13 protein-coding genes are annotated in these 14,788 nt (G+C 57.7%); 12 read left to right on the forward strand and 1 reads right to left on the reverse strand.

What is annotated here, in order from left to right; all coding sequences use genetic code 11:
- Positions 1-40 precede the first annotated feature (40 nt).
- The 11 genes from ffh to QN399_RS05620 all read left to right on the forward strand — a co-directional run bounded on the left by ffh (position 41) and on the right by QN399_RS05620 (position 13,535).
- Positions 41-1,417, forward strand: a complete 1,377-nt coding sequence (ffh, locus tag QN399_RS05570) for a signal recognition particle protein (protein ID WP_322178157.1) — start codon at positions 41-43, stop codon at positions 1,415-1,417.
- 250 nt (positions 1,418-1,667) lie between these two features.
- Complete coding sequence (rpsP, locus tag QN399_RS05575; protein WP_219061317.1) at positions 1,668-1,919, forward strand: 30S ribosomal protein S16; 252 nt, start codon at positions 1,668-1,670, stop codon at positions 1,917-1,919.
- A 5-nt stretch (positions 1,920-1,924) separates the two neighbouring features.
- On the forward strand, positions 1,925-2,461 hold the full coding sequence (gene rimM / locus QN399_RS05580) for a ribosome maturation factor RimM (RefSeq protein WP_219061159.1): 537 nt from the start codon (positions 1,925-1,927) through the stop codon (positions 2,459-2,461).
- A gap of 5 nt (positions 2,462-2,466) precedes the next feature.
- Positions 2,467-3,219, forward strand: coding sequence for a tRNA (guanosine(37)-N1)-methyltransferase TrmD (gene trmD, locus QN399_RS05585; protein ID WP_322178158.1), 753 nt, complete (start codon positions 2,467-2,469; stop codon positions 3,217-3,219).
- A 43-nt stretch (positions 3,220-3,262) separates the two neighbouring features.
- Positions 3,263-3,613: a 50S ribosomal protein L19 gene (rplS, locus tag QN399_RS05590; RefSeq protein ID WP_296248607.1), complete on the forward strand. Its 351-nt coding sequence runs from the start codon at positions 3,263-3,265 to the stop codon at positions 3,611-3,613.
- A 144-nt stretch (positions 3,614-3,757) separates the two neighbouring features.
- Positions 3,758-4,654 carry a site-specific tyrosine recombinase XerD gene (xerD, locus tag QN399_RS05595; RefSeq protein WP_322178159.1) on the forward strand — a complete coding sequence of 299 codons (897 nt, stop codon included), beginning with the start codon at positions 3,758-3,760 and terminating at the stop codon, positions 4,652-4,654.
- A gap of 166 nt (positions 4,655-4,820) precedes the next feature.
- Positions 4,821-5,561, forward strand: a complete 741-nt coding sequence (locus QN399_RS05600) for a DsbC family protein (protein ID WP_322183055.1) — start codon at positions 4,821-4,823, stop codon at positions 5,559-5,561.
- Between the two features lie 139 nt (positions 5,562-5,700).
- The gene (locus tag QN399_RS05605) at positions 5,701-7,005 is read left to right on the forward strand and encodes a homoserine dehydrogenase (protein WP_322178160.1); all 1,305 of its coding nucleotides are present in this window, start codon (positions 5,701-5,703) and stop codon (positions 7,003-7,005) included.
- 46 nt (positions 7,006-7,051) lie between these two features.
- A complete protein-coding gene (thrC, locus tag QN399_RS05610) occupies positions 7,052-8,476 on the forward strand; it encodes a threonine synthase (protein WP_322178161.1) in 1,425 nt (474 codons plus the stop codon).
- Positions 8,477-8,640: 164 nt separating this feature from the next.
- Entirely contained in the window at positions 8,641-12,189 is a 3,549-nt protein-coding gene (locus QN399_RS05615) for a transporter substrate-binding domain-containing protein (protein WP_330200686.1), read from the forward strand.
- An 86-nt stretch (positions 12,190-12,275) separates the two neighbouring features.
- Positions 12,276-13,535, forward strand: a complete 1,260-nt coding sequence (locus QN399_RS05620; protein ID WP_322183059.1) for an EAL domain-containing response regulator — start codon at positions 12,276-12,278, stop codon at positions 13,533-13,535.
- Here QN399_RS05620 and QN399_RS05625 read toward each other — a convergent pair.
- Positions 13,500-14,162: a response regulator transcription factor gene (locus QN399_RS05625; protein WP_322178162.1), complete on the reverse strand. Its 663-nt coding sequence runs from the start codon at positions 14,160-14,162 to the stop codon at positions 13,500-13,502. The two genes, QN399_RS05620 and QN399_RS05625, sit on opposite strands and share 36 nt — an antisense overlap.
- Positions 14,163-14,427: 265 nt before the next feature.
- On the opposite strand from QN399_RS05625, the gene QN399_RS05630 reads away from it, so the two are divergent.
- Positions 14,428-14,721: a DUF3509 domain-containing protein gene (locus QN399_RS05630; protein WP_322178163.1), complete on the forward strand. Its 294-nt coding sequence runs from the start codon at positions 14,428-14,430 to the stop codon at positions 14,719-14,721.
- The last annotated feature ends 67 nt before the right edge of the window (positions 14,722-14,788 follow it).

Below are 14,788 nucleotides of genomic sequence, written 5' to 3' on the forward strand. Positions count from 1 at the left end.
GCACCAACCGGGGTTCAACTAGAGCCTGAAAGGATCGCGCATGTTTGAAAACCTTACAGACCGCCTCTCGCAGACGCTTCGCCATGTTACCGGCAAGGCGAAGCTGACCGAGGACAATATCAAAGACACCCTGCGTGAAGTGCGCATGGCTTTGCTTGAAGCCGACGTTGCCTTGCCGGTGGTTAAAGACTTCGTCAATAAGGTCAAGGACCGCGCTGTCGGTACCGAGGTGTCGCGCAGCCTGACGCCGGGCCAGGCGTTCGTGAAGATCGTCCAGGCCGAACTCGAAGAGTTGATGGGGGCGGCCAACGAAGATCTGGTCCTCAACGTCACACCACCGGCCGTGGTCTTGATGGCGGGCTTGCAGGGCGCGGGTAAAACCACCACCGCCGGCAAGCTGGCGCGCTTTCTCAAAGAGCGCAGAAAGAAAAGCGTGATGGTGGTCTCGGTGGACGTTTATCGTCCTGCGGCCATCAAACAGTTGGAAACCCTGGCCAACGACATCGGCGTGACGTTCTTTCCGTCCGATATCAGCCAGAAGCCGGTAGAGATCGCGCTGGCGGCCATCAAAGAGGCCACGCTCAAATTCATCGACGTGGTGATCGTCGATACCGCCGGTCGCTTGCACATCGATGTCGAGATGATGGGCGAGATCCAGGCGTTGCACGCGGCAACCAAGCCAGCTGAAACGCTGTTCGTGGTTGACGCCATGACCGGTCAGGATGCGGCCAATACCGCCAAGGCCTTTGGCGATGCGTTGCCGTTGACCGGTGTGATCCTCACCAAAGTCGATGGTGATGCTCGTGGCGGCGCGGCGCTGTCGGTGCGTGCGATCACCGGCAAACCGATCAAGTTCATCGGTATGGGCGAGAAAAGCGACGCCCTCGAACCGTTCCACCCGGACCGGATCGCCTCGCGCATCCTCGGTATGGGCGATGTGCTGAGCCTGATCGAACAGGCCGAACAGACTCTCGACAAAGACAAAGCCGATAAACTGGCGAAAAAACTGAAGAAGGGCAAAGGCTTCGACCTCGAAGACTTCCGCGATCAGTTGCAACAAATGAAAAACATGGGCGGCCTTGGCGGGCTCATGGACAAGCTGCCGAACATGGGCGGGGTGAATCTGGCGCAGATGGGCAATGCTCAGAACGCCGCTGAAAAGCAATTCAAGCAGATGGAAGCCATCATCAACTCGATGACCCCGGCCGAACGCCGTGACCCGGACCTGATCAGCGGTTCGCGCAAGCGCCGGATCTCCATGGGTTCAGGCACTCAGGTGCAGGATATCGGGCGTCTGATCAAGCAGCACAAGCAGATGCAGAAGATGATGAAAAAATTCTCCGCCAAAGGCGGTATGGCAAAAATGATGCGCGGCATGGGCGGAATGTTGCCCGGCGGCGGCATGCCGAAGATGTGATTGCATAGCGCGGGAGACTCTTTTCGCGCATCCCTACACGGAGGGTGACCTCCAGTAACCTTGCTTTTTGCAGGGTTGATAAGCCGCTGTTCGCAGCGGCTCCATAGCAGATCTGGATGGCATGCCGATAGGCGCCGGAAAAAGACATTTGCAAATGTCCGGATATTCCTTAGAATATGCGGCCTTTCGGGCACCTATGCCCGCTGTGCATCTTAAGATTTGCAGCACCGACTACAGGAACGATGTCCACATGCTAACCATCCGTCTCGCCCTTGGCGGCTCCAAAAAGCGCCCGTTTTACCACCTCACCGTGACCGACAGCCGCAACCCGCGCGATGGTTCACACAAAGAACAAGTTGGTTTCTTCAACCCGGTTGCCCGTGGTCAAGAAGTCCGTTTGTCCGTGAACGAAGAACGCGTGACTTACTGGTTGAGCGTTGGTGCACAACCTTCTGAGCGTGTTGCTCAGTTGTTGAAGGAAAATGCTAAGGCTGCGGCCTGAGCAATATGAACGCGACGCCTGCAGTAGCCGAAGATTTGATCGTTATCGGCAAGATTTATTCTATTCATGGCGTTCGCGGCGAAGTGAAGGTTTATTCCTTTACTGATCCGATTGGAAACCTGTTGGATTACAAGACCTGGACGCTTCGGCGCGAAGGCGATGTGCGACAGGTAGAGCTGGTCAGCGGACGCTTGCAAAACAAGTTCCTGGTCGTAAAGCTCAAAGGTCTCGATGACCGTGAGGAAGCTCGTCTTCTGTCCGGTTTTGAGGTCTGCGTGCCGCGCAACCTGTTCCCTGATCTGACCGACGGCGAGTACTACTGGTACCAGCTGGAGGGTCTTAAGGTCATCGACCACCTAGGGCAATTGCTCGGGAAAATCGATCACCTTCTGGAAACTGGCTCGAACGATGTAATGGTGGTCAAGCCTTGTGCAGGCAGTCTGGATGATCGCGAACGCTTGTTGCCCTATACAGAGCAATGCGTGTTGGCAGTCGACCTGGGTGCTGGCGAGATGAAGGTGGATTGGGATGCGGACTTCTAAGCGACATGGCTAGCCTACGCGTAGAAGTGATCAGTCTGTTCCCCGAGATGTTTTCCGCCATCAGCGACTACGGCATTACCAGCCGTGCGGTGAAACAAGGGCTTTTACAGCTGACTTGTTGGAATCCGCGGGACTACACCACAGATCGACATCACACTGTGGATGATCGCCCATTTGGCGGTGGTCCGGGCATGGTGATGAAGATCAAGCCTCTTGAAGACGCTCTGGTTCAGGCCAGGCAGGCAGCAGGGGATGCGGCGAAGGTTATTTACCTGTCGCCACAAGGCCGCCAACTGACTCAGTCGGCGGTACGCGAACTGGCGCTAGGGGAAGCATTTATCCTCATCGCGGGTCGTTATGAAGGCATTGACGAGCGTTTCATTGAAGCTCATGTCGATGAAGAGTGGTCGATTGGTGACTATGTACTTTCCGGTGGCGAGCTGCCGGCGATGGTCCTGATAGACGCGGTTACGCGGCTGCTGCCTGGAGCTTTAGGGCATGCGGACTCCGCGGAGGAAGATTCCTTCACGGATGGTCTGCTGGATTGCCCGCATTACACCCGACCGGAGGTGTATGCGGATCAGCGTGTTCCCGACGTGTTGCTAAGTGGCAATCACGCGCACATCCGGCGTTGGCGTTTACAGCAGTCCCTTGGGCGGACCTATGAACGACGCGCCGATCTTCTGGAAAGCCGCTCGCTTTCTGGAGAAGAGAAGAAGCTGCTGGCGGAGTATCTCCGCGAGCGGGACGATAGTTAACGTATCGATGGTAGATCCTGATGATCTACCTTAGGAGCACAGCATGACTAACAAAATCATTCTGCAACTCGAAGCTGAGCAGATGACTAAAGAGATCCCTCCCTTTGCCCCGGGCGACACTGTTGTCGTTCAGGTGAAAGTGAAGGAAGGCGACCGTTCGCGTCTGCAAGCGTTCGAAGGCGTTGTGATTGCCAAGCGTAACCGTGGTGTGAACAGTGCTTTCACTGTTCGTAAAATCTCCAACGGTGTTGGCGTAGAGCGTACTTTCCAGACTTACAGCCCGCAAATCGACAGCATGGCTGTGAAACGTCGCGGTGACGTTCGCAAAGCCAAACTGTACTACCTGCGTGACCTGTCCGGTAAAGCAGCTCGCATCAAAGAAAAACTGTCTTAAGTTCAGTCTTTCCGATGCAAAAAAAAGCAGCCTAAGGGCTGCTTTTTTGTTGCCCGGTTTTTAATCTCCATCGGGCAACGCTCGCCGCGCCATGACCCGGTGTGGAACACTGCCACCGACTTTATTACAGAAGCCCCGAATATCATGCCTGCTATTGATCACCCGCTGATTGACCGTTTTCTCGACGCGTTATGGCTGGAGAAAGGCCTGTCGGATAACACCCGCGAGGCTTATCGCAGCGATCTGGCTTTGTTCAATGGCTGGTTGCAGGAGCAAGATGTTGAATTGAGTAGCGCGGGTCGGGAGCTGATTCTCGATCACTTGGCCTGGCGCCTGGACAAAGCGTACAAGCCTCGTTCGACAGCGCGCTTTCTGTCCGGCCTGCGCGGGTTTTATCGGTTTTTGCTGCGGGAAAAGTTGATCCTGGTCGATCCGACCCTTCAAGTGGACATGCCGCAACTGGGCAGACCCTTACCTAAGTCATTGTCCGAGGCCGACGTTGAGGCGCTGTTGGCCGCGCCGGATCTTGGCGAGGCCATCGGTCAGCGTGATCGGGCGATGCTTGAGGTGCTGTACGCCTGCGGCTTGCGCGTCACTGAACTGATCAGCTTGACCCTTGAGCAAGTCAACTTGCGCCAAGGCGTCGTGCGGGTCATGGGCAAGGGCAGCAAGGAACGACTGGTGCCGATGGGGGAGGAGGCGATTGTCTGGATCGAACGCTACATGCGTGATGCGCGGTGGGAGCTGTTGAACGGACGGCCCAGTGACGTGCTGTTCCCAAGTCAGCGCGGTGAGCAGATGACCCGCCAGACGTTCTGGCATCGTATCAAGCACCAGGCCAAGGTCGCCGGAATCGGCAAGTCCCTTTCGCCGCATACCTTGCGCCATGCCTTCGCTACCCACCTGCTCAATCACGGCGCTGACCTGCGAGTGGTGCAGATGTTGTTGGGGCACAGTGATTTGTCCACGACGCAGATATACACTCATGTAGCCCGCGCAAGATTGCAGGAAATACATGCAAAGCATCACCCTCGTGGCTGATTTCCAGGCCTGCCGGGAGGTGTCCTGCGTCACTCTCAGTCGGCCTGACAGCCCTTATGTGATAGGCTTTGCCGGTTTCGAAAATTGGGCAGCACTAAAACGCCTGCGGTCCCCCATGACCGCCGTTTTCAGCAGCGCCCATCTGTCCACCGTTCAAGGAGTCCCCATGCGCGTGACCCGGATTTTCGCCGCCGCAGTTATTGCGTTGGCCAGTACGCTCAGTATGTTCGCTCAGGCGGATGATGCCGCCGATAAAGCCATCCGCAAGGCCCTTGAAACGCTGCAGCTCGAGCTGCCAGTCGACAGCATCGCCAGTAGCCCGCTGAGCGGTCTGTATGAAGTCAAACTCAAAGGCGGTCGCGTGCTGTATGCCAGCGCTGACGGCCAGTTCGTGATGCAGGGGTATCTGTTTCAGATCAAGGACGGTAAACCGGTCAACCTGACCGAGAAGACCGAACGCTTGGCCATTTCGAAAACCATCAACGGCATTCCTACCGGTGACATGGTGGTCTATCCGGCCATCGGCGAAACCAAATCGCACATCACCGTGTTTACGGATACCACCTGCCCGTATTGCCACAAGCTGCACGCTGAAGTCCCCGAGCTGAACCGTATGGGGATTGAAGTGCGCTACGTTGCCTTCCCGCGTCAGGGCCTGGGTTCGCCGGGCGATGAGCAACTGCAGGCGGTCTGGTGCTCCAAGGACCGCAAAGGCGCCATGGACCGTATGGTCACCGGCAAGAATATCGAAGCACCGAAATGCGCCAACCCAGTGTCCGGGCAATTTGCCATAGGGCAATCGATTGGTGTCAATGGCACGCCAGCCATCGTGCTGGCGGACGGTCAGGTGATTCCGGGCTATCAGCCGGCCAAACAAGTGGCCAAGCTGGCATTGAGCGCCCAATAATCCTGTTTCGCCAGGGTTAGCTTTTGACGATCATGGAGCCGCGGGTTTACCGTCGCTTTATTAAACAGCGAGCCACCTCACAGCAGGTGGCTGTTTTCCACGGCCGGCCTCGCGTCGGCCGTTTTATGGGGACTTCATAGTGAAACCGGTCAAAGTAGGCATCTGTGGGCTGGGTACTGTCGGTGGCGGTACCTTCAACGTACTTCAGCGTAACGCCGAGGAGATTTCCCGCCGCGCCGGCCGTGAAATCGAAGTAGCGCAAATTGCCATGCGTACGCCAAATCCCCTCTGCCAGATTACCGGTACCCCCATTACCCACGACGTTTTTGCCGTCGCGACCAACCCTGAAATCGATATCGTCATCGAGCTGATCGGTGGCTACACCGTTGCCCGCGATCTGGTCCTGCTGGCCATCGAGAACGGCAAGCATGTTGTCACTGCCAACAAGGCACTGATCGCCGTGCACGGTAACGAAATCTTCGCCAAAGCCCGTGAGAAGGGGGTGATCGTTGCGTTCGAAGCCGCTGTCGCCGGTGGCATTCCAGTGATCAAGGCGATCCGTGAAGGCCTGTCGGCCAACCGCATCAACTGGGTCGCCGGGATTATCAACGGCACCGGCAACTTCATCCTCACCGAGATGCGCGAAAAGGGCCGTACCTTTGCTGACGTGCTGGCCGAAGCCCAGGCTCTGGGTTACGCCGAAGCCGATCCGACTTTCGACGTCGAAGGTATCGATGCTGCGCACAAACTGACCATTCTTGCGTCGATTGCCTTTGGCATCCCGCTGCAGTTCGACAAGGCCTACACCGAAGGCATCACCAAGCTGACCACTGCTGACGTGAACTACGCCGAAGCGTTGGGCTACCGTATCAAACACCTGGGCGTGGCACGTCGCACGGCTGCGGGCATCGAGCTGCGGGTTCACCCGACCTTGATCCCGTCCGATCGCCTGATCGCCAACGTCAATGGCGTGATGAACGCAGTGATGGTCAATGGTGATGCCGCGGGTTCGACCCTGTTCTACGGTGCGGGTGCCGGCATGGAGCCTACAGCGTCCTCAGTGGTCGCCGATCTGATCGACGTGGTTCGTGCCATGACCTCGGATCCAGAGAACCGTGTTCCGCACCTGGCCTTCCAGCCAGACTCGTTGTCCGACCACCCGATTCTGCCGATCGAAGCCTGCGAAAGCGCTTACTACTTGCGGATTCAGGCCAAGGATCACCCGGGTGTTCTGGCGCAAGTGGCGAGCATTCTGTCCGAGCGTGGGATCAATATCGAATCGATCATGCAGAAAGAAGTCGAAGAACAGGACGGTCTGGTACCGATGATTCTGCTGACTCACAGCGTCCTCGAACAACGTATGAACGACGCGATCACAGCCCTTGAAGCCTTGCAGGATGTGGTCGGCAGCGTGGTGCGTATTCGTGTTGAACAGCTGAACTAACCGCGGCTATCGAATCAAGCAGCTCTTGTTTTAGAGAGGAACAATCATGCGTTACATCAGTACCCGCGGCCAAGCGCCAGCCCTGAACTTCGAAGACGTGCTGCTCGCGGGTCTTGCCAGTGATGGCGGCCTGTATGTGCCGGAAAACCTGCCGCGCTTTACCCTGGAAGAAATCGCCTCCTGGGCGGGTCTGCCGTATCACGAGTTGGCGTTCCGGGTCATGCGCCCCTTCGTCACCGGCAGCATCCCGGATGCCGACTTCAAAAAGATTCTGGAAGAAACCTATTCGTCGGGAGAGGGGGGCGTATTCGCCCACAGCGGCATTGCGCCGCTGCGCCCGTTGAATGGCAATGAGTGGGTGCTTGAGTTGTTCCATGGTCCCACCCTGGCCTTCAAGGACTTCGCCCTGCAACTGCTTGGGCGTCTGCTCGATTATGTGTTGGCCAAGCGTGGCGAACGCGTAGTGATTCTGGGCGCGACCTCCGGTGATACGGGCTCGGCCGCCATCGAAGGCTGCCGTCGTTGCGACAACGTCGACATCTTCATCCTGCATCCGAACAATCGTGTCTCGGAAGTTCAGCGTCGGCAGATGACTACCATCTTCGGTGAGAACATCCACAACATTGCCGTCGAAGGCAACTTCGATGACTGCCAGGAGATGGTCAAAGACAGCTTCGCCGATCAGGACTTTCTCAAGGGCACGCGTCTGGTTGCGGTCAACTCGATCAACTGGGCGCGGATCATGGCTCAGATCGTGTACTACTTTCATGCGGCCCTGCAGCTCGGCGGGCCGGCGCGTTCGGTTGCGTTCTCGGTTCCAACCGGTAACTTCGGCGATATTTTCGCCGGTTACCTGGCGCGCAACATGGGCTTGCCGATCAGCCAGCTGATTGTCGCCACCAACCGCAATGACATTCTGCACCGCTTCATGAGCGGCAATCAGTACTCCAAGGAAACCCTGCACGCGACCCTGTCGCCGTCCATGGACATCATGGTGTCGTCGAACTTCGAGCGTTTGCTGTTCGATATGCATGGGCGCAATGGCGCCGCCATCGCTGGCTTGATGGACACCTTCAAGCAGACCGGTACGTTTAGCGTCGATGAAGATCGCTGGACCGAAACCCGCAAGCTGTTCGATTCTCTGGCAGTCAGCGATGAGCAGACCTGCGAGACCATCGCCGAAGTCTTCGCGCAGACGGGCGAAGTGCTCGATCCGCACACCGCCATTGGGGTCAAGGCCGCCCGCGATTGCCGTCGCAGCCTGGATACGCCGATGGTGATTCTGGGGACCGCGCATCCGGTCAAGTTCCCGGATGCAGTGGAGAAAGCCGGTGTAGGAAAAGCCCTTGAGCTGCCTGCACATTTGGCTGATTTGTTTGAGCGAAACGAGAAGTGCACCGTTCTGCCAAATGACCTTAAAGCCATACAGGCCTTCGTCAGCCTGCACGGTAATCGCGGCAAACCGCTCTGACGGTATCGTTGTGTAACAAGATCAGGCCCGCCATTTGGCGGGCTTTTTTGTTTTTGCGTGCCACACTCCGGGGGTTTTGGATCCCTACGGACGGGAAGACTGCGGTGAAGAAAGTCAGCAGGCACGGTATGAGTGCCACAAACAAAAGCGTTTTGCACACAGCCTTGCTGTGGATGCTGTTATTCCTGAGTCAGGCCGCGCCCGCTGCGCAAAGTTTGCCTTTCAGTCTGGTGGCACCCTTTGTAAGCCTGCCGCCCATGCTCCTGGAACCTCAGGATCAACAATGGCTCGATCAGCATCGCCCCCTTCGCGTGGGCATCTCGATTGCCGATTACGAGCCGATCGACATCACCAGTGATCGCAATCGCTATCAGGGCATTAGCGCCGACTACCTGAGCCTAATTGGCAGCACGCTGTCGGTGCCCATGCAAGTAGTAGGTTTCGCCCGACGCGAAGAGGCCATTCTCGCCCTGCGTAACGACACCATCGATATTCTTACCAGTGCCAATGGCTTCGAGCGAGGCGTGAAGGAATTGGCGTTTTCCGCCGACTACATGCCCGACCGCTCGGTGATCGTCGGACGCGGGAGTGACGTGACCCTGCCGTCCGGGCTGAAGGGTAAAAAAGTGGTATTGCTCGATGGCTACGCCGATGCGCGGGTGGTCCATGCGGTTTATCCCGACAGCGAAATTATCCTCGCGCCTAATCTCTACAGTGCTCTTGAGGCCTTGAGCCAAGGTGAAGTCGATGCGTTTATCGGCAACGAGGTCATCGTGCGCTCCTACAGTGCCTTGCGCCCCTATCTGGGGTTACAGATCAAATCCGAAAGCGCACTGCCGCCGGTTGGGTTCTCGTTCGCTACTCGCAAAGAAGACGGGACCCTGCTTTCGATGATTGACCGTGCGCTCAAGCGTATCGACCCGTCGGTCAGGCGCGAGGTAGTCGTGCGCTGGACCACGGGCCTTGGCTCGGACATCGCCCGGCAACGCATCAAGTTGACGACCGCCGAGCAAGGCTGGGTCCGCAAACATCCGCGTGTCACGGTGGCTTCTGGCCAACATCCGCCGTACTTGTACCAAGACAAGAACGGCCAGTGGGTTGGCCTGAATGTGGACGTGCTGGCGCGTATTTCGCGCATGACCGGCCTGCAGTTCGTGCACAAGGAATCGTCTTCGACGGAAGAAACCATGCACTTGCTGCGCACCGGTCAGGCCGACATGAATACGACCTTGGGGGAGAACGCTGAACGCAAGAAGTTCCTCGGCTTCACCTACTCGTATGGTGGTAATGCCTGGGTTTTCGTCGTGCGCAGCAAGGACCCGTCGCCGCTGACCCTGAATGATCTGTCAGGACGGGTTCTGGCGCTGCCCGCCAAACATGCGCTGGAAGACTTTATCCGGCGCAGTCATCCAGATATCAAGCTTCGATCGGTCAAGACCTACGAGCAAGCCCGTCAGTTGGTCGAAGACGGTCAGGCCGATGCAACCATCCAGAATGAGGCAGGGGCCTATCTGTTCCCGCCGGGGGTGCTGAAAGTCGGTCGTAGTGTTGAGGGGCAATGGTCACCTGATCGTTTTTCAGTGGTCGAGACTCAACCGGAGCTGTTGAGCATCCTGAACAAGGCCCTGGAAGAATTTCCCGTGGGCGAGTTACGGGCTATCCGCCTGAAGTGGCTGGGTGCGGTCATCCCTCAACCCACGCTCTGGCAACGCATCCCGCCGTGGGTTTATTGGACACTTGCAGTCGCACTGATGCTGGGCCTGGTCTCGCTGGTCTGGAGCAGTCGCCTGAAGGTGCAGATTCGCCAGCGGCTCAGGGCAGAGGAACAGCTCAGTGATCAGTTGGCGTTCAAGCATGCCTTGCTCGACGGTATCCCCAACCCGATTTATGTGCGGGACCTCAATGGCCGGTTGATTTCGTGCAACCGCAGTTATGAGGAAAGCTTCGGGATCAGTTTTGAACAGATGAGTGGCCGGCGCTTGATCGATGTGGATTTGATCCCTCGTCCGAGCGCCGAACAGATGCATGCCGATTACCTGAAACTCCTGGAAACCCGGCAGCCGGTGTTCGCTGACCGGCAGATGGAGCTCTTTGGCCGGTTGATTGAGGCCTATCAGTGGACCGTGCCCTTTTACCGGGCCGATGGCCAGTTGCAGGGCTTGCTGGGTGGCTGGATAGACATCACCGAACGCAAGCAACTGGAAGCCCAGCTCGACCAGGCGCGGCAGGAGGCCGAGCTGGCCAATGTCGCCAAAAGCGCTTTCCTGGCAACCATGAGCCATGAAATCCGCACGCCGATGGGCGCCATCATCGGTCTGCTTGAACTTGAGCGCGAACAGGCTTTACGTCAGGGCACGCTGCCGTCCGAGGGGCTAAACGTTGCGTACCAGTCCGCACAGGAATTGATCGCCCTGATCGGCGACAGCCTGGACCTGGCCAAGATCGAATCCGGGAGTATGCAATTGACGCTGGTCACAACCCCGTTGCGACCGTTCTTTGAAGGTATTTGCAAACTGTTCGAGGCCAAGGCGTCGGAGAAGGGCCTAGACCTGCGGCTGGAGTTCGCCGAACAGGCCGAGGGTGACTACTGGCTTGATCCGTTGCGCCTGCGTCAGGTATTGCACAACCTGCTCGGCAACGCCTTGAAATTCACCCGCGAAGGCGCGGTGCTTATGCGCGTCAGCGTGACCGGGGCGGATCAGCACCGGCCCTGCTTGCAGATCAGCGTCAAGGACAGCGGCGTCGGCATCAGTGCGCAGCAGCAGAGCCTGTTGTTCCAGCCGTTTTCTCAGGCCAGCGGCGATACTGCAGCCGAATATGGCGGCACCGGCCTGGGGTTGAGTATTTGCAGGCAACTGGTGGAATTGATGGGCGGGCAGATCGGCCTTGAGAGCGAGCCGGGGGCCGGAACACTGGTCACCGTTGAGCTGGAGCTGGCCCGCGCCCAAGCGTCGAGCAAAGGCCCAGAGCCCCTTCAGCAGCGAGCTGTCAGCCGTTCGTTGCAGTTGCTGATCGTCGATGATCTGTCGGCCAACCGTCTAGTACTGACTCAACAGCTTGAGTTTCTCGGGCATGAAGTGGTGTCCACCCACAGCGCGGAGTCGGCCTTGGCGCTCTGGCGTGAGGGTGACTTCGACGGGGTTATCACTGACTGCAATATGCCAGGCATGAGCGGTTATACCCTGACCGAAAACATTCGACGGATCGAAGCTCTGGAGCAACTGCGGCCTTGTCCGGTCATCGGTTGCACCGCCAATGCCATGAGTGATGAACGCCAGCGCTGTGAGCAGGCAGGCATGGACCGGCTTCTGATCAAGCCAGTGCCTCTGGAGCAACTGGCACAATTGCTCGCCGATATTGCGCCCGCACAATCGTTTGATATCCAGTCCTTGCGGCAAATGACCCGGGCCAACGATGAGCAGATGCAGCTGTTGCTTTTGGAACTGTGGAAAAACCTGGAACAGGAATGGGGTGTTTTGCAGCCAGCGGTGAGCGCACAGGACTGGAAGGCCCTGAGCGCTTCACTGCACCGTTTGAAGGGCGCCGCGTGTCTGATCGACGCGGTGCCGCTGGCGAAGGCCTGTGCCAGCCTCGACGCTAGCGTGCGCGTGCAATCCAGCGTAACGCTGGTCGAGGAGTGGCAGAAGCTGGACGACGCTATCGGGCAGCTTCGCGTCGACATTCAGCAGCACTTGCCGGTACCGCCTGTTTAGGACTTGTCCTATGGGGTACAGATGCGGGGGCCTTTAAAGTACAGATCACTTTTGGCTAAAACCGCTCCGGCCCGCGAGGCATGACTGTGAACTCTCTTAACGTTCTGATCCTTGAAGACAATCCGTTTCAACTGATGGCGCTGCACCAGATGCTCAATGCCAATCAAGTCTTCAACGTCCTGGCGGCTGACGGCGTCGCAGCGGCGCAACAATCGTTGGCCAATCGGGGCAGCGTCGATATCGCCATCTGCGACTTGCAGATGGACGGCCCGGACGGGCTCGAAATGATCCGGTATCTGGCCGAAACCCGGCAGGCCCGAGCGGTGATCATTCTCAGCAGCACCGACACCAGCGTGCGTGACGGCGCAGCATATCTGGCACGACAGCAGGGGCTCTGGGTGCTGGGTAGCCTGCCAAAGCCCGCGTCGGCAACGGCGCTATGCAAATTGCTGGAGGTTTACAGCGAGGGCATCGAGCACGATACCGCGCCCTTACCGTTGTTGCAGGTGTCGGAGTCATTGTCACTGGAAGCGCTGTATCCGATAGCCCCGGGTCAACACATCGGCGATACCCGAGTATCCGAACAGTGGATCGCCCACTACCAGCCCAAGGTCAGCCTGGAGGGGAAGTTGCTGGGCGTTGAGGCGCTGGTCCGTTGGCAGCACCCGCAGTACGGCCTGTTGGTGCCCGGCCAGTTCATGGCCGCACTGGAACATGCGGGCCTGATTGCGCCGCTGACCTGGCGCATGCTGGAGCTGGCGTTGAAATTGTCCTCCGAGGTATTACAGGCGCGTGGGGAAGCCTTGCCCGTGGCCGTGAATATCGCGCCGGTGATGCTCGAACACGTCGATTTTGCCCAGGAAATCCTGGCGCTGCTGGCGCGTTTCGGCCTGCCACCAGAGGTGCTGACTCTGGAAGTCGTCGAGAGCTCGGTACTGAATACGCCGTCCTGGCAACTGGAAAGCTTGATGCGTTTGCGCCTGCAAGGGTGCAAATTATCCATCGACGACTTTGGTACGGGCGCTTCAAATATTGAGCGTTTGCTGCAATTGCCCTTCTCTGAACTGAAGATCCCTTCCGAATTCGTACGGGGCATGGCCGAAGACGCACGCAAGTCGGCGGTGGTCGCCGGTGCTTTGACTATGGCGAGACAGATGGCGATGAACGTGGTGGTCGAAGGTGTTGAAACCGCCGATGACTATCGAGCCCTGCAGGCGTTGGGCAAGCCCGCAGTGCAGGGTTATTTCATTGCACGTCCCATGAGCGAGGCCGCTCTACTGAGCTGGATGGCGGAGCGTACGGGTCCGACTTCAGGTCAGCCCATGCTCTTGCAGATAAATGAATAACGACGCGTCGTTGGCCAGGCCCAGCTTGCGCATGGCGCTGACTTTTTGAGTGCTGACCGTTTTTTTGCTTCGGTTAATTTGCGCAGCGATTTCCCCAACCGAGCGCCCGGCCGCCAGTAAACGCAGGACTTCCTGTTCCTTGGGTGAGAGCTGCCCGTGGGATACCAGGGCGTCAGAACCGTAATCACCGGCTTCGAGCAGAGCCTGTTTTACCGAGTCCGCAATGTAGTGTTTGTTCTGCCGGATACTCAGGATTGCGGCAGGCAACTCGCCCGCCAGGCTGGCTTTGCTCAACAGCGCATTGACCCCCAATGCAAGGATCGAGCTAAACAGTCCTGCATTATTGAGCATGGTGACCACCACAATGGGCAACTGTGGATGATCACGTCGAATCCGTTCCAGTAACCGCAGCCCATCGTTCTGTTGATCGACAGGCATCATGAAATCGGTCACCAGCACATCACACGCGTGGCTTTTCAGCGCTTCATTGAGTTCTACCGGGCTGCCAGCCTCGGCCACTACCTGAGCGTCGCCGCCCTGTTCGAGCACAACCCGCAGCCCTATCAGGAAAATAGGGTGATCGTCCGCCAGGATGATGCGCAGTGTTCGATCAGAGGGCTTACTCACGGTCAGGCTCCGTTTGCATGGGCAAGATGGGATTGACCTGCCTTGAAGGTTATCGGCAGCTCTTTGTGCGTATTGATAGGGTATTGCAGGTTGACCTCTCCGTCGCGAGGGGGGTAGCCGTTTGTTTTTTATCTGTCATGTTCAGCAGGCATGCTCAAGGTTCCTGATTGCAGGCAATCCCCAGCTCACGGCGCACGAACTTTTTCCTCAAGCCGGGGGTCATTGATAAGCACCTTTGCATTCAAACTGTTGAGTGGTGATCTAGATGGAAAATATCAGCTTACTGCTAAGTGAAGCCCTGACGCCGTACCAGGCAACGCTGGGCCCTGCAGGTGCTCGGGGTGAGCGTCTGGTGACCCTGAAAAATCCGGCGGGTGCGATTGTGATCGAGCGCACGCTGTGTGTAGCGCAGTTTTGCGACAAGCGCCAACTGACAGATGTGGTCGACGGTTTTCACCGGGACCTGTTGGTGGCCGAGGGGCGCATCGAGCCCTGCGTGATTGCGGCCATGCGCCACGTTCAAACGCAGGCATTTAGACCGGTTCTGGATTTTATTTGACTGATCGGGGAACCTTAGTCGTATTCAGGCCTCATATTAAGTACGGCAGGTTCAGGCATTGTGCTCC

Origin of the sequence: Pseudomonas sp. 10C3 (assembly GCF_036346185.1) — a bacterium.
Classification (GTDB): Bacteria; Pseudomonadota; Gammaproteobacteria; order Pseudomonadales; family Pseudomonadaceae; genus Aquipseudomonas.

Excerpts from the sequence above, each read along its gene's own strand:
- QN399_RS05630 (WP_322178163.1), top strand. The coding sequence starts at position 14,428 with ATGGAAAATATCAGCTTACTGCTAAGTGAAGCCCTGACGCCGTACCAG.
- trmD (WP_322178158.1), top strand. The coding sequence starts at position 2,467 with ATGGCTAGCCTACGCGTAGAAGTGATCAGTCTGTTCCCCGAGATGTTT.
- xerD (WP_322178159.1), top strand. The coding sequence starts at position 3,758 with ATGCCTGCTATTGATCACCCGCTGATTGACCGTTTTCTCGACGCGTTA.
- rplS (WP_296248607.1), top strand. The coding sequence starts at position 3,263 with ATGACTAACAAAATCATTCTGCAACTCGAAGCTGAGCAGATGACTAAA.
- thrC (WP_322178161.1), top strand. The coding sequence starts at position 7,052 with ATGCGTTACATCAGTACCCGCGGCCAAGCGCCAGCCCTGAACTTCGAA.
- rimM (WP_219061159.1), top strand. The coding sequence starts at position 1,925 with ATGAACGCGACGCCTGCAGTAGCCGAAGATTTGATCGTTATCGGCAAG.
- QN399_RS05600 (WP_322183055.1), top strand. The coding sequence starts at position 4,821 with ATGCGCGTGACCCGGATTTTCGCCGCCGCAGTTATTGCGTTGGCCAGT.
- ffh (WP_322178157.1), top strand. The coding sequence starts at position 41 with ATGTTTGAAAACCTTACAGACCGCCTCTCGCAGACGCTTCGCCATGTT.
- rpsP (WP_219061317.1), top strand. The coding sequence starts at position 1,668 with ATGCTAACCATCCGTCTCGCCCTTGGCGGCTCCAAAAAGCGCCCGTTT.